Raw genomic sequence first — 19,216 nt, 5'->3', positions numbered from 1 at the left:
CTCACTCACCGATGATCTTCACGAGCACCCGCTTGTCGCGGCGCCCGTCGAACTCCCCGTAGAAGATCTGCTCCCAGGGGCCGAAGTCGAGCCGGCCCTCCGTCACCGCGACGACGACCTCGCGTCCCATCACCTGCCGCTTCAGGTGCGCGTCGCCGTTGTCCTCCCCGGTGCGGTTGTGCCGGTACGCCGCCGGGCTCGGATCGTGCGGCGCGAGCCGTTCCAGCCACGCGGCGTAGTCCTGGTGCAGCCCCGACTCGTCGTCGTTGATGAACACCGACGCGGTGATGTGCATCGCGTTCACCAGGCAGAGGCCTTCGCGGATCCCGCTCTCGCGGACCGCGGCCTCCACCTCCGGCGTGAGGTTCACGAACGCGACACGGCCGGGGGTGTGCTGCGTGAGCGTCTTCCGGAACGACTTCATGGCGCCTCCCTCGCCGCGGGCGGGGACACCCGCGCTCGCGGGAGGTCCTAGCGCGCCGGCGATCCGTCCGCTCGCGCACTCGGCGGGGCAGGCGTCTCCGCCCGCGGCGTCCACGCGACGACGGTCACGGCCGCGGTGACGAGGGCGGGGTCCGGCAGCGCCGCGGCCCGCTCGGCGAGCGTCGCGTCGTCCACGTGCCGCGCCGAGGGGCCCATCGACGCGAGCGCGACGACGTCCGCGCGGCCGAGCGCCATCCTCCACCCGAGCGCGCGCGAGGCGCCCCGCTCGAAGAGGGGCGCCAGCGCGTCGTCCACGCGGCGCCGCTTCTCGGGATCGACGTCGAGCAGCCCCAGCGGCGCGCGCAGCTCGCCGAGGTGCTCCGGCTCGGGCGTCGCGACGACGAGGAGCCCGTCCGGCCGCAGGATCCGCCGGAGCTCGGCGGCGTTCCGGGGCGCGAACACGTCGAGCACGACGCTCGCGCACGCGTCCGCGACGGGGAGCGCCGACCGCGCGTCGGCGGCGATGGCGCCCGCCCGCGGATGGGCCCGGGCCGCTCGGCGGCTCGCGTGCTTCGACAGGTCCACCGCGAGCCCCGCGTGCGCCGGGAGCGCGTCGAGCACCCGCGCGAGGTGACGGCCGGTCCCGGCGCCGACCTCGACCACGAGACCCGGGCCGGCGCCCGCCGCGAGCGCCGCGAGGGCGTCCGAGAGCGGGTCGTAGTGGCCTGCGCCGAGGAAGCGCGCCCGGGCGTCCACCATCCGGGCGTCGTCCCCGAGCAGGCCGGTGCCCTTGCCGGCCAGGAAGCTCACGTAGCCTTGCCGGGCGACGTCGAACGCATGGCCGGACCCGCAGCGCAGGGCGGCCCCTGAGGTCGCGAGCGGGCCGCGGCAGATGGGGCAGCGGAGGGACGCGACGACGGCCGGGTGCATCGGAGGGACGCGCTCAGCGCGCCTCGGCCGGCATGGGACACCCGCTCCCCGGGTGGACGCGCGCAGACGGCACGCCGAGCTCCGCGTCGACCGCGCGGACGAGCCGCGAAGCGAGCCGGCAGACGTCGGGATCGCCGGGGTGCGCGAACGGCGCGTCCCCGATCACCTCGATCCCGCTCCCGGCGCGCTGCACCGTGAGCCGCACCTGCACCGAGCGCGAGCCCACGTCGGCCGGCGAGCAGGTGAGGAGGACGGCGCCGCCGCCCTCGAGGCACACGAGCCGCTCCTCGTCGGCGACCGAGCGCACCGCCCGCTCGACCCGCAGCGCCTGCGCGTCGGCGGGGGCGCCGGGCTCGGCGGGTGGCGCATCGACGCGGACGAGCGCGCGCGGCTCCGCGGTCCGGCAGGCGAGGGCGAGGGCGGCGGTGATCGCGAGGACGGCGAGGCGGGGAGGGGTCACTTCAATCCTTCTTCGACGCGGCCTTCTCGCCGAGCTCGTGCGAGCGGTCCGTCGCGGCCTCGACCGCCGCCATGAGCGCGGCGCGGAGGCCGCCCAGCTCGAGCGCGTGCACGCCGGCGATGGCGGTGCCGCCCGGGCTCGTCACCTGGTCCTTGAGCCGGCCGGGGTGCTCGCCGGTCTCGAGCACCAGCTTCGCGGCGCCCATCACCGTCTGCGCGGCGAGCGCCATCGCGACCGGGCGCGCGAGCCCGACCTTCACGCCGCCGTCGGCGAGCGCCTCGATGGCGAGGAACACGTAGGCGGGGCCGGAGCCGGAGAGGCCGGTCACGGCGTCGAGCTGGTGCTCCTCGACGAGCACCGTGGTCCCGACCGACTCGAAGAGCGCCTTCGCCTGGAGGAGGTCCTCCTCGGTCGCGTGCGCACCCCGGGCGAGGGCGGTCGCGCCGGCACCCACGAGCGCGGGCGTGTTGGGCATCGTCCGGACGATGCGGACGCCGGCGCCGAGCTTGCGGGCGATCGCGGAGATCGGCACGCCCGCGGCGATGGAGACGACGAGCTTGTGGTGGTCGATCGCCGGCGCGATCTCGTCGAGGAGCACGTCGATCGTCTGGGGCTTCACCGAGAGGACGAGGATGTCCGCCTCCTCGGCCGCCTCGACGTTGCTCGCGATGCAGCGGACGCCGTAGCGCTTGCCGATCTCCTCGCGGCGGTCGGCGCGCGGCTCGGTGCAGACGATCTCCTCGGCGTCGGCGGTGCCGGCGCGGAGGAGCCCCTTCACGAGCGCCTCGGCCATGTTCCCCGTCCCGAGGAACGCGATCTTCTTCCGGAGTGCCATGGGCCGACCTTATATCGCTACCCGATGATGAAATCCTCCCTCGACACCGCGCCGCGGGCGAAGCGCTCGACCCCGAACCGGTCGAAGATCTCGTCCTTCCCGCGACCGGTCAGCCAGTCCGCGTACAGCTCCGCGACGGCGGGCGCCATCATGAAGCCGTGGCCGACGAACCCGGAGAGCTGGTGGAAGTTGTCGAGGCCGGCGGGGCCGAGCACCGGGTTGTTGTCGGGCGTGACGTCGTAGCAGCCCGCCCACTGCCGCAGGACCTTCACGCCGGCGAGCGCCGGGACCGCCGCGGTCGCGGCGCGGGCGAAGCGGGCGAGGAAGCGGAGCGTCGAGCCCTGGACGACGCCCTCCGGCTCGGCCGGGTCCCCCATGCCGCCCACCAGCTCGCCCCGCTGCGACTGCGAGAAGTAGAGGCCGTTCCCGAGCACGGACACGAGCGGGTCGAGCCAGGGCTTGAGCGGCTCCGTCACGAGGATCTCGTGCCGGGTGGGTCGGTTCGGGAGCGCGACGCCGGCGAGCGCCGCCACCTGCTTCGACCACGCCCCCGCGGCGACCACGACGGTGTCGCACGCGACCCGGCCGCGGTCCGTCACGACCGCGGCGACGCGGCGGCCCGCCGTCTCGAACCCGGTCACGCGCGTGAAGGTGCGGACCCGCGCGCCGAGCGCCTCGGCCTTCCCGGCGTAGCCCCAGAGGAAGGGCCACGGGAACACGACCCCGTCGTCGGGGTTGTGGCTCGCGGCGAGGAACCGGGAGGCGTCCAGCTCGGGGACGACCTCGAGCGCCTCCGCCGGGCCGATGACGCGCGTCCGGAGCCCCTCGCGGCGGTGGAGCGCCGCGTTGCGCTCGATCCGCGCGACCTGCTCCTTCGTGGGCGCGAGGAAGAGGTAGCCGCCGCGGCGGAACCAGACGTTCACGCCCATCTCCACCGCGAATCGATCGCAGAGCTCGAGCGAGCGGCGCGCGAGGCGGATCATCGTCGGCGTGGACCACTGCGCGCGGACGCCGCCGCCGTTGCGCCCCGAAGCGCCCGCGTTCAGGTACGCGCCCTCCAGCACGAGCACGTCGGTCCGGCCGCGCGCGGCGAGCTCGGCGGCGAGCGCGAGCCCCATGATGCCGCCGCCGACGATCACCACGTCGGCATGCGCGGGCAGCGGAGCCTGCGGGTGCGCCGACGGCACGTCCGTCGCGGGAGGCTCCACCGGGATTCCGTCGTCGAGGGGCAGCGCGGCGGGATCCAGCGTCGCGAGCTCGCCGAGCGCCACGGGCTGGACCGGTGCGCGGGCGGTGAAGGGGACGATCTCCGCGGGGGTCGCGCCGAGGCGGAGGAGCTCGCGCACGACGAGGGCGAGGCAGCTCTTGCCCTGGCACGGCCCGGTGCCGAACCCGGTGTAGCGCTTCACGGACTCGAGGTCCCGGTGCCCGAGGGCGAAGGCGCGGCGGACCTCGTCGAGGGACACGTCCTCGCACGCGCAGGCGAGCTGCTTCGTCACGCGGCCTCCCCGGCGCGCCGGCCGCTCTCGACCGCGCCCCGCGCCGCCATGGCGCCGGTCACCTCGCCCGCCGCGAGCAGCCCGGGCACGCGGGTCCGGCCAGCCGGGTCGACCGCGACGGCGAACGCGTCGCACGCGGCGTCGAGGCGCACCTCCGCCCCGAGCGCGCGGGCGAGCTCCGTCTGCGGCGCGGGCGGCGTCGCGACCGCGATGGTGTCGCAGAGCACGCGGCCCCGCGACAGCTGGAGGCCCCGGACGCGGGCGCGGCCGAGGATGCGTCCCTCCACGTGCGCCACCTCCTCGACCACCATCCCCGCCTCCCGGAGCCGCGCGGCGGCGAGGGCCGGCTCCGGCCCCGTCCCGAGCACCGCGGCGCGCCGGCCCGGCACGACCCCGTGCTCGGCGAGCGCCGCGAGGAGCCCGCGGGCGCCGAACACGCCGGGGCGGTCGCCGTCCTCGAGCGGGGGCGGCTGCGGTGCGCCTCCGACGCACAGCACGATCCGCGCCGGGCGGACGAGCCTGAGGCGCGGCGGCTCGCCGTCGACGCGCAGCAGCGCGAGCGGCGCGCCGCCGTCGCGCCAGAGGCCGAGCACCGTCGCGCCGAGCGCGACCTCGCCGCCCGCCGCCGCGACGCGCGCGAGCACCGCCTCCGTCCACTCCGGGCCGGGATCGTCCGGGAAGCCGAGCCGCGCGCGGAGCCTCCCGCCCGGCCGCGGCTCCGCCTCGGCGAGCAGGACGCGCCGTCCCGCCGCCGCGAGCGCCTCGGCCGCGCCGAGGCCGGCGGGTCCGGCGCCGACGACGAGCGCGTCCCACGGCTCCTCGCGCGGCGCGGGCCCGGTGCGCGCCCCGCCCACCGCCGCCCTCGCCGGCAGGCGCCCGAGCCCCGCGAGCCGGCGCGACACGGCGACGGCGGCGCGGTTCGCGAGCGCGCCCCAGGTCATCAGGTGGTGGTGGTCGAGGCCGTGCGGGTAGACGCGGTCGATCGCGCCGAGGAGATCGTGCGCCGCGTCCGGGAACGCGTTCTGCGTCTCGACGGCGAGCCCGTCGCGGCACGGCGTCCGGCAGGCGCGCTGGTCGGGCAGCCCGTCCGCGCGGACGAGGCAGCTCCCGCACGAGCCCGAGAGGCAGAACGGACCGCGCGGCCGGTGGTACTTCGCGCTCCGCGCCACGAGGGGGCGGCCGGCGGCGAGGAGCGCCGAGGCGACCGTCTCGCCGCGGCGCGCGCGGATCGCGCGGCCGTCGAAGGTGATGGTGCAGTCCTCGGGGAAGGCAGGGAGGCGGGGCATGGAGGAGTGGGCCTCGCGCGAGGATACCGCCGCGCGGGGCGCGTGCACACCGGAAGCGGGAGACCTCCGCGGGTGAGCCTGGAGCGGGCCCCCACGCGTTCACGCACCGTTGAGGCCGTCGCGGGGAGGGCGGCTACCCGCCGCGCGGCGCGATGGGCAGCGTACGCCCGCCCGGCGCCTCGGGTCGGTCTTCGCCGGCGGCGGGCGCGGTCCAGGAGCGTGCATGAGCCGAGATTCCACGATCGTCGTCGGTGCCGGTCCCGCCGGGCTCACCGCCGCCTACCTGCTCGCGAAGGCGGGCAGCCCCGTCACGGTGTTCGAGGCGGATCCCGAGTACGTGGGCGGCATCTCGCGGACGGTCCGGCACCACGGCTTCCACTTCGACGTGGGCGGCCACCGGTTCTTCTCGAAATCGCGCAGGGTCGAGGACTTCTGGACCGAGATCCTCCCCGGCGACATGCTCGAGCGCCCGCGCTCGTCCCGGATCTACTACCGCGGGAAGTTCTACTCGTACCCGCTCCGGGGAACGGAAGCGCTCCTGAAGCTCGGCCCCGTCGAGGCGGCGCGGTGCCTCGCGTCGTACGTTCAGGCGCGCGCGTTCCCGATCCCCGAGGCGCGGACGTTCCAGGACTGGGTCACGAACCAGTTCGGCGAGCGGCTCTTCGAGATCTTCTTCAAGACGTACACGGAGAAGGTCTGGGGGATGAGCTGCCGGGAGATCTCCGCCGACTGGGCCGCGCAGCGCATCAAGGGGCTGAACCTCACCACCGCCGTGCTGAACGCGCTCCTCCCGCGCATCGGCCGGCGCGATCGCTCGCGCGTCGTGAAGACGCTCATCGACTCCTTCCGGTACCCGCGCAAGGGGCCCGGGATGATGTGGGAGGCGTGCGCCGCCAGGACCGTCGCGATGGGCGGGCGGGTCGAGCTCGGCGCCGCCGTCACGCACTGCGCCTGGGACGCGCCCGCGCGGCGCTGGACGGTGACCGTCCGCCGGCGCGACGGCAGCAGCGAGGAGGCGACGGCGGAGCACGTCATCTCCTCCGCGCCGCTCTCGATGCTGGAGCGCGCGCTCTCCCCGAGCCTGTCCGCGCGCACCGTCGAGGCGATCCGCAGCCTGCGCTATCGCGACTTCATCACCGTCGCGGTCATGCTCCGCGACCGGGACGCGTTCGACGACAACTGGATCTACATCCACGAGCCGGGCGTGAAGGTCGGGCGGATCCAGAACTTCAAGTCCTGGTCGCCCGAGATGGTCCCCGACCCGGCGATGGCCTGCTACGGGCTCGAGTACTTCTGCTTCGAGCACGACGCGCTCTGGAACGCGGACGACGCCGCCCTCGTGGACCTCGCGATGAGGGAGCTGTCCATCGTCGGGCTGGGGCGCAGGGAGGACCTCGTGGACGCGTGCGTGGTGCGGCAGCCGAAGGCCTACCCGGTCTACGACGACTCCTACGCCACCCGCATCGACGTCCTGCGCGAGGAGCTCGCGGCCCGGTTCCCGACCTTCCACCCGGTCGGGCGGAACGGGATGCACAAGTACAACAACCAGGATCACGCGATGATGACCGCCATGCTCACCGTCGACAACATCCTCGCCGGCGAGCGGCTCTACGACGTCTGGAAGGTGAACCAGGACGCGGAGTACCACGAGGAGGAGACGGTCCGGGACGTCCACTCGCCGACCCGCGCCGGGTCGCGGCCCGTGCCGGCGCAGGTCGGCGTCGGCTCGGCGGCCTGAGAGTGCCCTCGAACGTGCGCGTGGAGGTCCCGTGCCGCTCCTGAGCCGCTGGGCGCAGGGAAGGAAGCTCGACCGGTTCTTCTCGGCCGTCCCCCGGGACGCGCGGATCCTGGAGATCGGGTGCGGCGGTGGCTGGCTCGGCCCGGCGCTCCGCGCCCGGGGCTTCACCCGGTACACCGGCCTCGACCTGCGCCCGCCCGCGGACGTCGTGGGCGACGTGAACGACTGGCGCCGGATCGGGCTGCGCGCGCAGTCGTTCGACGTGATCGTCGCGTTCGAGGTGGTCGAGCACGTCGACTGCTTCCGCGCCTGCTACGACCTGCTCGCGCCGGGCGGCGCGATGTTCGTTACGACGCCGGTGCCGTCCCGCGACTGGGTCATGCGGGCGCTCGAGGCGGTGGGGCTCAACCAGCGCCGGACGTCGCCGCACGACTTCCTCATCGATCTCCGGGGCGCTCCGCACTTCGAGGAGCGGCAGGTCCGGATCGTCGGCGGGCTGTCGCAGTGGGCGGTGCTGCGGAAGGCGCCCCGGCGGCGCCGGCTCGCGCCGCGCGCGGCGAGACCTCCACCCGAGCGGCGGCACCCGTCCCGAGCGCCGCAGCCGCCGTCGCGAACGTCGAGAGCGCGGTCCAGTACAGATACCTGAACTCCGCGGAGACGGAGACGGCGAGGTACGCGAGCGCGTACGCGAGTCCCGAGAGCGCGATCCACAGCGGGACGCCATCGCGGCGCGCGCGTCTCGCCGCGACCGCGGTGGCGAGCGCGGAGAGTCCGATCCAGAACCAGCCGCGGAACGCGATCCCGTCCCGCGCCCCGTCGCGGACGGCCTCGAGCGCGCGCGAGAGGGACCCGGGGTGGAGCCGCAGCCCCCACGGGTTCGGATCGAGGGTCGCGTGGAACGGGTAGAACGCGGGACCGCGCTGCGTCCCGAGGAGCGCGCGGAAGACGTCCCACCGGTGCGCGAGCCAGGCGCGCGGGTACGTGCGGACGGCGCGGAGCCACTCGGCGGTGAGCTCGTCGCGCCGCGCGGCGAGCCCGTCGAACGGGATCCCGGGGTCGCCGGGGTGGCGCGGGAAGATCAGCGGGCCGCCGGTGAAGGGGGTGTACAGGCGGCGGAGATCCGCGACGGACAGGTCGCGCGCGAGCGTGGACGCGGGGAGCGCCTCGGGGTGGCGCACGTAGATGCCCGCGAGGTCGTACGCGAGGAGCTGCCCGAGCGGCCAGACGTCCCGCGCGCGGGTCGCGCGCTCGACCGCCGCGGGCGCTGCGGCGAGCACTGCGACGGCGACCGCTGCGACGGCCCCCCGCGCGAGCCGACCCGACGGGCGCCGCCCCTCCCAGATCGCCCCCACCGCGAGGGGCGCCGCGGCCAGGATCGCGTTGTGGCGCAGGAGCGTCCCCGCGAGCGCGAGCGCGAGCGTCGCGCCGGGGCGGCCGGACCGGAGCGCGGCGCAGGCGAGGAGGAGCGCGCCCGCCATCAGCCCGTCCTTGCCGAGCATCGCCGCGAACGTCCACGTCGTCGGGGCGGCGAGGAAGACCGCGAGGACCAGCAGCGATGGCAGGGGCCGGGGGCCATCCCGGAGCCCGCGCCAGGAGAGCAACGCGAACCCGCCCCCGATCGTACCGAGCTGCAGCGCGAGGATCCCCGCCGGCGTCCCGAACGACCAGCCGGAGAGCCCGAACAGCACGGCGACGAGCGGCGGGTGCTGGTTGCTGTAGGCGTGCTGAAGCCCCTGGCCGTAGTGGACCAGGGCGTCGATCGACATGAGGCCCGGGCGGAAGGCGGCGAACACGATCGCCGCCCACGCGCCGGCCGCGAGCGCGAGCGCCGCGGCGCGCCGACCGTGCATCGGCTTCATTCCTCCGACCCCGGCGCGCCCGCGGTGGCCGGCGCGTCGGCGAGCAGCATCGCCGTGATGAAGACCGTGATCACCGTCCAGTAGACGTAGCGGAAATCCGCCGCCACGCCGATGACGGCGTAGGCGAGCGTGTACGCGAGGCCCGAGGCGGCCACCCACGCCGCGAGCTTCTCCCTCCGGAGGGCCGCGGCGGCGATGCAGCCGGCCGCCGACAGCGCGAGCCAGAGCCACCCGCGGAAGAGGGGCGTGTCCTTCAGCCGGTGCCGGACCCGCTCTGCGATCCGCCACGCCGCGCCCGCCTTCGGGACGTCGAAGCCCCACGGGTTCGCCTCGATGTCCAGCTGGAACGGCAGGAACACCGGCCCGCGCTGGAGCGCGAGCTGGGCCTCGAAGACCCGGACGCGGTGGCGGAGGTACTCCTTCCACGCCTTCGGCAGCGTGTGCAGCCACTCGGCCTCGAGCTGCGCGCGCCGCGCCGGGAGGAGGTCCTTCTGGATCGTGCGCCGGTTCGGCTCCCAGAAGAGCGGCGCGCCCGTGTACGGCGAATACAGCGCCCGCAGCTCCTCCAGGCTCACGTCCTTCGCGAGCACGGATCCGGCGAAGAGGTCGGGCCGCTCGACCTCGATCCCGGCGAGGTCGTACACGAGCAACGACCCGAGCGGCCACTCGTCGATGGCGCGGACCGCGCGCGCGACCGCGGGCGGCACGACCAGGCACGCCGCGATCACCGCCGCCCCGGCGACGGCCCGGCCGACCCGCGTGCGCGCGAGCTGGGCCGTCATCGGGACGAGCAACGGCACGACCGCGAAGATGGCGTTGTACCGGAGGAGCGCCGCGATCACTGCGGCGACGGCCGCGGCGACCGGGTGACCCCGGCGCAGCGCGACCACCGCGAACACGAGCGGCACCACCATCCAGACGTCCTTGTAGAGCGTGTTCGCGATCCCCCACACCGGCGGCGCGACGAGGAAGGCGACGAACACGGCGAGGGTCGCCACGGGGGCATGGCCCGGACGCCGGACCAGCGCCGCCATCCCTGCCGGGAGCGCGACGACCTGGGCGAGGAAGAGCGGCCACGGAGAGCCCGCGAGCTTGCCCGCGAGTCCGCTCAGCATCGAGCCGAGCGGCGGAGCCCACGTCCCGAAGTACCAGTGGATCCCCTGCCAGTACTGCCCGATGGAGTCGGGCGTCATGAGCCCGGGCTGGTACGCGGCAAAGACCGCGAGTGACCAGCCGACGACGAGCACCCGCAGGAGCGCGGCGCGCGCGGCCTCGTCGCGCGCGAGCGCAGCCATCCCCGACGACCACGCCGGTGCGCTCGCCGGAGCGCCGGCGGCGGGAAGCGCGCCCGCAGCTCCGGTCGAGGTTCGCCACATCCGCATCGGTCCTCCTCCGGGGCTCCGCCGGTGCCCGAAAGGTGGGCGGGGGGAAGTTCCTTTGCTCCGCGCCGCCGGGCAGCGCCGGGCGCGACGAAACTTGGGGCGCCCCCGGCCGACCTCCCGGACGAGCCGGCGACTCGAGCCCATGCCCCTGCGCGACCTCCGGCCCGGTGATCACCGCTTTGCGCGCGCGCCGGGCGGGGCGCGTTATCCTCCAGCGGTGGCGGTCCTCTTCGTGTTCGTCGACGGCGTGGGCGCGGGTGCGCGCGACCCCGACGCGAACCCGCTCGCGCGGGAGCCGTTCCTGCTCTCGCGGTTCGCGGACGGCGGGGGCGCCCCGCTGCCGGACGGGGGCCGCGCGGTGCTCGCCGACGCGACGCTCGGCGTGCCGGGCCGACCGCAGTCCGCGACGGGGCAGAGCACGATCCTCACGGGAGAGAATGCGCCGCGCCTCCTCGGGCGCCACCTCCTCGGCTACCCGAACGCGCCGCTGCGGGCGCTGCTCCGGGAGCGGTCCCTCTTCGGCGCGCTCGCCGCCGCCGGGCGGCGCGCCGTGTTCGCCAACGCGTACCCGGTGGCGTACCTCCGGGCGCTCGGCCTCGAGGCGGAGGGCGAGCCGGAGTTCGCGACCGACGGGCGGCGCCGCGCGCGCCCCGCCGCGACGACGGTCGCGTACGCCGCCGGCGGCGGTCGGTTCCGGACGTGGGACGACGCCGGACGCGGCGCCGCCCTCACGCACGACATCACCGGCGCTCGCGCGCGCGTCCACGGGGCGCGCCTCTCCCCCCGCGCCCCGGAGGACGCGGCCGCGATCTTCCTCGACCTCGCGCGCGATCACGATCTGGCGACGCGCTCGGCCGGCTCGACCGGTTCCTCCGCGCGGTCGTCGCGGGCCTCGCGCCCGGCGACGCCCTCGTCGTCGCGAGCGACCACGGCAACGTCGAGGACCTCTCCACGCGCAACCACACGCTCGCACCCGTCCCGGTGCTCGGGTTCGGCCGTGCCGCGCCAGCGCTGGACACGGTGGGTGATCTGACCCACCTCGCTCCGCTCCTGCTCGGGTTGTGCGGCGTGTCGCCCGCCTTGCGTACCGACGGGGAGTGACGCTAAGTGGACGTGTGCTCCGCGCCGCCGTCCTCGTCCTCGCCGCGCTCGCGACCGGGTGCATCGCGCACCTCGGCGGCGACGGCGAGCGGGTCGAGGATCTCACCGTCGGCCCCGCCCGCTTCCGCGTCCACTACTTCCCGGAGGACGAGCACGCCGCGCGGCAGGTGATCGCCGCGCTCGAGGACGCCGCGCCCCGCGTCGCGCGCTGGGGCGTCCTCGGCGCGCCGGTGAACGTCGTCGTCCACCCGACGCACGCGGCGCTCGAGGCGGCCGTCCACCGGAGCGGCTACGAGTGGCTCCGCGCGTGGGCGCGGTACGGCCAGATCGATCTGCAGTCGCCGCGCACGTGGGGGCTCCTCGGCGCCTCGGATCGCGAGGTGCACGAGCTCGTCACGCACGAGCTGACCCACTGCGCGATGTACCAGCTCGCCGGCGACGAGCTCTCCTGGATGTACAAGGACATCCCGCGCTGGTTCAGCGAGGGGCTCGCGAGCGTGTCGGCGGGGCAGGGGCACCGGCGGGGCGATCTCCGGGACCTGTCGCGCTTCTACGAGGACGCGCTCCCCGGTTCGGGCGACGGCGTGCCCGGCGCCCGCGCTCGCGCCGCCCGCGGCCCGGTGGTCGCCGTCGGCGATCCGCTGCTCGACCCCGACCCGCTCTATCAGGACCAGTCGGAGGTCGTTTACGGGGCGGCCCATCACGCGGTCGTCTTCCTGCTCGCCCGGTACGGCGAGGAGCGCGTCCACCGGATCGTGAAGCTGATGGGGCAGGGCCGGCGTTTCCCGGCGGCCTTCCGGGAGGCGATCGGGATCGGCGACGCGGAGTTCGTGTCGGACTTCCGCCGCTACGTGGTCTGGCAGGGGTGGCGGCGCGACGCCCGGTAGCCTCCTCGTTGGTGTCCCAACAGGCCGTCGCCACATGCCTTTCCGGGCGGATGCCCCGGTTGTGGTCGGTCGTCCGGCCGTGCTACGAGCCTCCTTCCATCCCCCGGAGGTTCGAGGCATGCGCGTCGTCCGCTCGTCTGGCCCGTGGCTCGCCCTTTCGCTGCTCGCCGCCTGCAGCGGGGGCGGCGGCACCGGGGACGCGAGCGCGCCGGCTGCGCCGACGCTCTCGTCGCAGCCGCCGTCGCCGTCGAACCGTACCGATCCGACCCTGGTCGGGTACACGCGCCCGGGCGCGACACTGTCCGTTTACGCCGGCGCCGGCTGCGTCGGAACGCCGCTCGCCAGCGTCCACATCGGCGTGGACGGCGGGTTCGCGGTGAAGGTGACCGTGGCGCCCGGCTCCACGACCGAGTTCAGCGCGGCGGCGTCGATCGACGGCAAGGCGTCGCCTTGCGGGCCCGTGTTCACGTACGTGGTGGACGGCGACGCTCCGGGCGCGCCCGCCGCTGCGACCGTGACGCCCGCGTCGCCCTCGAACGTCGACGCGCCGGTCGTCTCCGGCACCACCGAGCCGCTGGCACGCGTCGCCGTCTTCGCCGACGCGACGTGCGCGGGGTCCCCGCTCGGGACCGCCCCCGCCGCCGGCGCGGACGGCGCGTTCTCGGTGACGGTCCACGTGCCGCACGACGCGACCACGACGTTCGGGCTGGAGGTGACCGACTTCGCGGGCAACACGTCCGGCTGCTTCCCCGGGCCGGTGTACGTCCAGGACGCGACCCCGCCCGAGGCCCCGCTCCTCGCCGCGACCGCGCCCGCCTCGCCCGCGAACGCGGCCAGCGTCTCCGTGTCGGGTACGGCCGAGGCGCTCGCCACGATCCGGCTGCACGCGGGGACCTGCGCCGAGGGGCCGATCGTGGGGACCGGACCCGTCGCCGCGGACGGGGCCTTCGCGGTGGACGCCGCGGCGGCGCGGAACCAGGCCAACACCATCGTGGCGGAGGCGGTCGACGCAGCTGGCAACGTCTCGCCCTGCTCCGACGCGATCGTCTTCGTCGAGGACTCGACGGCGCCCGCGGTGCCGGCGCTCGCCTCGGCGCCCGCGAACGACGTGCCGCGGAACGCGGCCACGATCGTGCTGTCGGGCGCCGTGGAGGCGGGCGCGACGGTCACGGTCTACCGCGGCGCGGCGTGCGACGCGGAGGTCGGCCGGGTCGTCGCGGACGTGGACGGTACGTTCGCCCTCGAGGTCGCCGTCGACCGGAACGCGAGCACGACCTTCTCGGCTCGCGCGGCGGACGCGCTGGGGAACGCGTCCCCGTGCGGCGCCCCGCTGGCGTTCGTGGAGGACTCGACGCCGCCCGCCGCGCCCGTCGCCTCCGCGACCGTGCCCGCGTCGCCCTCGAGCGACCTCGCGCCGGTGCTGGCCGGCATCGCCGAGCCGGCCGCGGTGGTCCGCGTGTACGGCGACGCGGGGTGCACCGGCGCCGCCGGCGTGCTCGGCGAGGGCGTCGCGGGTCCGGACGGCGCGTTCGCGGTGACGATCGCGGCGCCGCGCGACGCCGCGACGGCCCTCCACCTCGACGCGACGGACGGGGCGGGGAACACGTCCGCGTGCGCGAGCGGGCCGCTGTACGTCCAGGACTCGACCCCCCCGGCGGCGCCGATCCTCGCCGGCACCGTCCCCGGCTCGCCCGCGAACGCGGCGGCGGTGTCCGTGGTCGGGAGCGCCGAGCCCGGCGCGGTGGTGACGCTGCACGCCGGCGGCTGCGGCGGCGCCTTCCTCGGCGTCGCGCAGGCGTCGGCGATCGACGGCCAGTTCGCCGCCGCCGTCACCGTGGACCGGAACCAGGCGATCGCGATCTACGCCGACGCGCGGGACGCGGTCGGGAACGCGTCCGCGTGCTCGGCGCCCATCGGGTTCGTCGAGGACTCGACGCCGCCCGCCGGCGTCGTGCTCGCGGCCACGCCGGGTTCTCCCTCCAGCGCCTCCGCGATCGTGATCTCCGGCGCGACGGAGCCGGGCGCGCGGGTGCAGCTGTACCGTGGCGCCGCGTGCGACGCCGAGCTCCTGCCGGCGCCCGCGGTGGACGCCACGGGGCGGTTCTCGGCCAGCGTCGCGATCCCCCAGGATCCGCCCGACGCGACCCTCCCGTTCACCGCGCGCGCCACGGATGCGGCCGGCAACTCCACGTGCGGCCCGGCGCTGACGTTCGTGCACGACCTCACCCCGCCGGCGAGCCCCGTCGCGAGCGGGACCACGCCCGCGTCTCCGGCCAACGACAACGACCCGGTGCTGTCGGGCACGGCGGAGCCGGGCGCCACGGTCCGCGTCTACGCCGGCGGCGGCTGCGCGCCGGCCGCCGTGCTCGCCACCGCCACGGCCGGCGCGAACGGCGCCTTCGCGGTCACCTTCCACGTCGCGAACGACACCACCACCGCGGTCGAGCTCGACGCGGCCGACGCCGCGGGGAACCGGTCGGCCTGCGCGGCCGGACCGATCTACGTGGAGGACTCGACGGCCCCCGGCGCCCCGGTGGTCCTCGCGACGGCGCCGGCGTCGCCCGCCAACACCGCGGTCGTGGACGTCAGGGGGACGGCGGAGCCCGGGGCCGAGGTGGTCGTGTTCGCGGGCGCGTGCGGCGGGCCGTTCCTCGGCACCGGCACCGCGTCCGGCGCGGGGACGTTCACCGTGGGCGTGAGCGTCGCGCGCGACGCGACGACGGAGCTCGTGGCGCAGGCCGTCGACGCGGCGGGGAACGTCTCCGGCTGCTCGACCGCCCTCGCGTTCGTGCAGGACTCGACGCTGCCGGCCGCGCCCGCGCTCGGGTCCAGCCCCTCGAGCGCCCACCCGCAGAACGTCGCCCGGACCGGCGGCACCATCGTCCTGTCCGGGACGGTCGAGCCCGGCGCGACCGTGTCGATCTTCCGCGGCGCCGCGTGCGAGACCCCGGTCGCCGCGCCGGTCGTGGCGGCCGACGGCGCGTTCTCCGCGACGGTGGCGGTGGACGCGAACGCGACGACGGTATTCACCGCGCGCGCGACCGATCCCGCCGGGAACGTCTCCCCGTGCGGGCCGACGCTCGCCTTCGTCGAGGACTCGCTCCGGCCGGCCGCACCCGTCGCGACGGCGACCACGCCGGCCGGGCCGGCGAACGACAACGATCCGGTGCTCTCCGGCGTCGCCGAGGGCGGCGCGACGGTCCGCGTCTACGGCGACCCGGCCTGCGCCGGTCCCGTGCTCGGGGCGGGGGCGGCGGGCGGCGGCGGCGCGTACGCCGTGAGCTTCCACGTCGCGGACGACACCACGACCGCGCTCGCGGTCACGGCGACGGACGCGGCCGGGAACGTCTCGGACTGCGTGCCGGGGCCGATCTACGTGGAGGACTCGACGCCCCCCGCTCGACCGGCGCTCGCGTCCGTCACGCCGGGCTCGCCCGCGAACACCGCGGCCGTGACCGTCGCGGGAAACGCGGAGGCCGGCGCCGGCGTGACCCTCTTCGGCGGCGGCTGCGGTGGGACCTTCCTGGGCGGCGGGAGTGCGGCGGGAGACGGCAGCTTCGTCGTGAGCGCGACGATCCCGCGGAACGCGGCCACCTCGATCTTCGCCCAGGCGCGGGACGCGGCGGGGAACGCCTCGGCCTGCTCGGACGCGCTCGTGTTCGTCGAGGACTCGACGCCGCCGGCGGCTCCCGGACTCTCGTCGAGCCCGCCGAGCGACCACGCCCGGAACGTGTCCGCGGCGGGCGGGACGATCGCGCTCGCGGGCACCACCGAGCCGACCGCGACGGTGAACGTCTACCGCGACGGGACCTGCGGGTCGCTCCTGGGCCCCGCGCCGGTCGCCGCCGACGGGAGCTTCTCCCTGGTCGTCCCCGTCGACCCGAACGCGACCACGACCTTCAGCGCCCGCGCGACGGACGCCGCGGACAACGCGTCGTCGTGCGGTACCCCGCTCGCCTTCGTCGAGGACTCCATCGCGCCCGCCGCGCCGGTCCTCACCGACACCGCCGCTGCGTTCCCGACGGGCCCGACGAGCAACGCCGGCCCGACGTTCTCGGGGACCGCGGAGGCGAAGGCGACGGTCCAGATCTTCACGACGCCCGGCTGCGCGGCCGGGACGCTCGTCTCGACCGGCGTCGCGAGCGCGGCGGGCGCGTTCTCGATCCCGGTGCCGGTCCCGCAGGACACCACGACGACCTTCGGCGCGAACGCGGTGGACGCCGCCGGGAACGTCTCGCCCTGCACGGCCGCGCCGCGGCCGTACGTGCACGACGGGACGCCGCCGGCGTTCGCGGGCCTCGCGACCGTCACCGTCCGCGACGCGGGATCGATCCGGCTGACCTGGCAGGCCGCGACGGACGCGGTGACGACGCAGGACCGGATCGTCTACGACGTGTGCCGCTCGACGTCCTGGGGCGGCTGCACCGGCGGCACGTTCACCGCGACGCCGCCGTCCGTCACCGGCGGCACCGGCACGATCACCTACGACGTGACCGGCCTCTCGCCCGGCACCCGGTACTTCTTCGTGGTCCGCGCGCACGACCAGGCCGGGAACGCCGACCGCAACGTCGCGCAGAAGATGGGGAAGACGTTCGGCAACGGCGCCGTCGCGACCGCGAGCGGCGGCAACGGCGTACCGGCTGCGTCCGGCGGCACGCCCTACTTCACGTGCGTGCTCGACGGCGGTGGGCGCGTGCTGTGCCTCTCGCAGACCGCCGGGATCCCGCAGCTCGGCACCGGCGGCAGCGCCGTGACCGGTCCCGTCGTGGGGCTCCCGCCGGCGGTGGCGATCTCGGCGGGCGAGAGTCACGCGTGCGCGCTGGCGCAGGACGGCGCGATCTACTGCTGGGGCGCGAACGACGGGCAGCAGGTGGGCATCGATCCGGCCGTGAACGCGGGTCCGTTCTCGACGGCGCAGCGGGTGTCCACCGGGGCCTCCACGCCCGCCGTGGCGATCGACTGCGGACGCGCCCACACGTGCGCGCTGCTCGCCGACGGCTCGATCCGGTGCTGGGGCAAGGACGACCAGGGCCAGCTCGGGAACGGCGCGCAGGCCGCCCGCTCCGGCGTGGTGCAGGTCCCCGCGTACCTCTCGCCGCTCGACGGCCGCGTCGTGGCCGCGACGGGGATCGCGGCGGGTGACCAGCACTCGTGCGCGGCCTACGTGGACGGATCGGTCCGCTGCTGGGGAGCGCGTACGCACGGTCAGCTCGGCGACGGCACGGCACTGGTCCCCGCGCCAGCGCCGGCCCTCGCGCCGGTCCCGTACCCGGCGCCGCTCGACGCCTTCGATCGGTACGTCTCGGTGGACGCCGGCTGGACCCACACCTGCGCGCTCACCCTCAAGGGCAAGATCTACTGCGCCGGCGCGAACGGCGACGGCCAGATCGGCGACGGCTCCACGAGCGATCGCATCGCGCCCTTTCCGGTCGGCCTCGCCCAGGCGTCGCGCCTCACCCTCGGCCGGAATCACACCTGCGCGATCATCGCCGCGACCGGGGAGCCCTGGTGCTGGGGCGACGACGCGTTCGGCCAGATGGGCGATCGCGGCAATGCGGACCGGAAGTCGCCCGCGCTCGCGAACGGCAGCTTCACCGGCTGGAAGGCGTTCTTCGCCGGCCAGGACGAGACCTGCGGCGTGAAGAACGGCCAGGCGTACTGCTGGGGCACGGGCGGCTCGGGCCTGAACCCGGCCGCGGGCGGCACGACGCTGAGCCCGCTCCTCCTGAACGGCGCGCCGGGCGCGACGGCGCTCGCTGCGGGGCGCGCGCACACCTGCGCGATGCTCGCCGACGGCGCGGTCCGCTGCTTCGGCTCGAACTCCGCGGGCCAGGTCGGGAACGGCCAGCCCGTCAACGCGCTGCTCCCCGCGGACGTGGCGTCCGGCGCCGGCGCCGTCGTCGCCGGCGGCGCGAACACGTGCTTCGGCACGGTCTCCGGGGCGACCTGCTGGGGGTCGAACGAGTTCCTCCAGCTCGGGGACCCGACGTTCACCGGCCCGATCCGCAACCTCCCGCCGGGCGGCCTCGCCCGCCCGGACTGGCCGGTCGCGATCGGCGATCATGCGTGCGGCGCGAACCCCGTCGGCGCCCTGGAGTGCTGGGGCCGCAACGACCGCGGCCAGCTCGGTCGCAACACGACGGGCGATCCCACCGCGAGCAGTGCGGCCGTGGGCGGCGGTGGCTTCTACGTGCGCGGCGTCACGGTTGGCGCGCTCCACGCCTGCGCCATCGATCGCGACGGCGCGGTCTCGTGCTGGGGTGACAACGGCTCCGGTCAGCTCGGAACGGCAGGCGCGGCGGCCGCGCTGAGCCCTGTCCCCGTGAGCGTGTACGGGCTCACCGAGGACGTCGTGCAGATCGATGCCGGCGGCGGCGACACCACCTGCGCCCGGGACGCCGGCGGCGGGATCTCCTGCTGGGGCGCGAACGCGCACGGCCAGCTGGGCGACCCCTCCAACCTCGCCGCGTCCTCGGACGCGGCGGCGCCGGTCGCCGGCCTGGCCAACGCGATCGACCTCGCCGTCGGCCCGAACCACGCGTGCGCCGTCCTCGCGGAGGGCACCGTCCGCTGCTGGGGCTCGAACGCGAGCGGCCAGCTCGGCGACGGCGGTACGAGCGACAGTGCCACGCCCGTGGTGGCGGCCGGGGTGACCGGCGCGCGCCAGGTGGTCGTCGGCGAGACGCACAGCTGCGCGCTCCTCGGCGATGGCACCGCGCGGTGCTGGGGCGGGAACCTCTCCGGCCAGCTCGGCGACGGGACGACGACGGCGCACGCGGTCCCCGCGCCCGTGGAGGCGTTCCCGTAAGGGATCGG

At 76.0% G+C, this 19,216-nt stretch carries 12 protein-coding genes and 1 pseudogene; 5 read left to right on the top strand and 8 right to left on the bottom strand.

Going from position 1 to position 19,216, the window contains the following annotated elements; translation table 11 throughout:
* Window position 1 precedes the first annotated feature (1 nt).
* Genes AMOR_RS03675 through AMOR_RS29700 form a run of 6 tightly spaced genes read right to left on the bottom strand, consistent with a single transcriptional unit; the run spans window position 2 to window position 5,433 of the window.
* Window positions 2-424 (bottom strand): secondary thiamine-phosphate synthase enzyme YjbQ, encoded by a 423-nt coding sequence (locus AMOR_RS03675; RefSeq protein WP_248358524.1) that lies wholly within the window; start codon window positions 422-424, stop codon window positions 2-4.
* 47 nt (window positions 425-471) lie between these two features.
* Window positions 472-1,353: a putative RNA methyltransferase gene (locus tag AMOR_RS03670; protein ID WP_248358522.1), complete on the bottom strand. Its 882-nt coding sequence runs from the start codon at window positions 1,351-1,353 to the stop codon at window positions 472-474.
* A 13-nt stretch (window positions 1,354-1,366) separates the two neighbouring features.
* On the bottom strand, window positions 1,367-1,813 hold the full coding sequence (locus AMOR_RS03665) for a hypothetical protein (RefSeq protein WP_248358520.1): 447 nt from the start codon (window positions 1,811-1,813) through the stop codon (window positions 1,367-1,369).
* Between the two features lies 1 nt (window position 1,814).
* Window positions 1,815-2,648: a pyrroline-5-carboxylate reductase gene (gene proC / locus AMOR_RS03660; RefSeq protein ID WP_248358518.1), complete on the bottom strand. Its 834-nt coding sequence runs from the start codon at window positions 2,646-2,648 to the stop codon at window positions 1,815-1,817.
* 17 nt (window positions 2,649-2,665) lie between these two features.
* Window positions 2,666-4,147 (bottom strand): FAD-dependent oxidoreductase, encoded by a 1,482-nt coding sequence (locus tag AMOR_RS03655; RefSeq protein WP_248358516.1) that lies wholly within the window; start codon window positions 4,145-4,147, stop codon window positions 2,666-2,668.
* Entirely contained in the window at window positions 4,144-5,433 is a 1,290-nt protein-coding gene (locus AMOR_RS29700; protein WP_318653846.1) for a 2Fe-2S iron-sulfur cluster-binding protein, read from the bottom strand. Before AMOR_RS29700 ends, AMOR_RS03655 begins: the two co-directional genes overlap by 4 nt.
* A 223-nt stretch (window positions 5,434-5,656) precedes the next feature.
* Between AMOR_RS29700 and AMOR_RS03640 the strand changes: the two genes are divergently transcribed.
* Together AMOR_RS03640 and AMOR_RS29785 are read left to right on the top strand one after the other, a co-directional pair.
* Entirely contained in the window at window positions 5,657-7,171 is a 1,515-nt protein-coding gene (locus AMOR_RS03640; RefSeq protein WP_248358514.1) for an NAD(P)/FAD-dependent oxidoreductase, read from the top strand.
* Between the two features lie 31 nt (window positions 7,172-7,202).
* Window positions 7,203-7,508: pseudogene (locus tag AMOR_RS29785) on the top strand (class I SAM-dependent methyltransferase); the annotation flags it as partial.
* 100 nt (window positions 7,509-7,608) lie between these two features.
* Here the strand turns inward: AMOR_RS29785 and AMOR_RS03635 are convergent.
* Window positions 7,609-9,021, bottom strand: a complete 1,413-nt coding sequence (locus tag AMOR_RS03635) for a hypothetical protein (protein WP_248358512.1) — start codon at window positions 9,019-9,021, stop codon at window positions 7,609-7,611.
* Window positions 9,022-9,026: 5 nt separating this feature from the next.
* Window positions 9,027-10,412 (bottom strand): hypothetical protein, encoded by a 1,386-nt coding sequence (locus AMOR_RS03630; RefSeq protein WP_248358511.1) that lies wholly within the window; start codon window positions 10,410-10,412, stop codon window positions 9,027-9,029.
* 699 nt (window positions 10,413-11,111) lie between these two features.
* Between AMOR_RS03630 and AMOR_RS29780 the strand changes: the two genes are divergently transcribed.
* From AMOR_RS29780 to AMOR_RS03615, 3 genes are all read left to right on the top strand, one after another.
* Window positions 11,112-11,513 (top strand): hypothetical protein, encoded by a 402-nt coding sequence (locus AMOR_RS29780; RefSeq protein ID WP_404800937.1) that lies wholly within the window; start codon window positions 11,112-11,114, stop codon window positions 11,511-11,513.
* Between the two features lie 14 nt (window positions 11,514-11,527).
* Complete coding sequence (locus AMOR_RS03620) at window positions 11,528-12,400, top strand: hypothetical protein (protein WP_248358509.1); 873 nt, start codon at window positions 11,528-11,530, stop codon at window positions 12,398-12,400.
* A gap of 118 nt (window positions 12,401-12,518) precedes the next feature.
* Window positions 12,519-19,208, top strand: a complete 6,690-nt coding sequence (locus AMOR_RS03615; protein ID WP_248358507.1) for an Ig-like domain-containing protein — start codon at window positions 12,519-12,521, stop codon at window positions 19,206-19,208.
* Window positions 19,209-19,216 lie beyond the last annotated feature (8 nt).

The organism is Anaeromyxobacter oryzae (assembly GCF_023169945.1).
GTDB lineage: Bacteria > Myxococcota > Myxococcia > Myxococcales > Anaeromyxobacteraceae > Anaeromyxobacter > Anaeromyxobacter oryzae.
The sequence above is the reverse complement of the archived record's forward strand: the minus strand, read 5'-3'. Positions and strand labels throughout refer to the sequence as shown.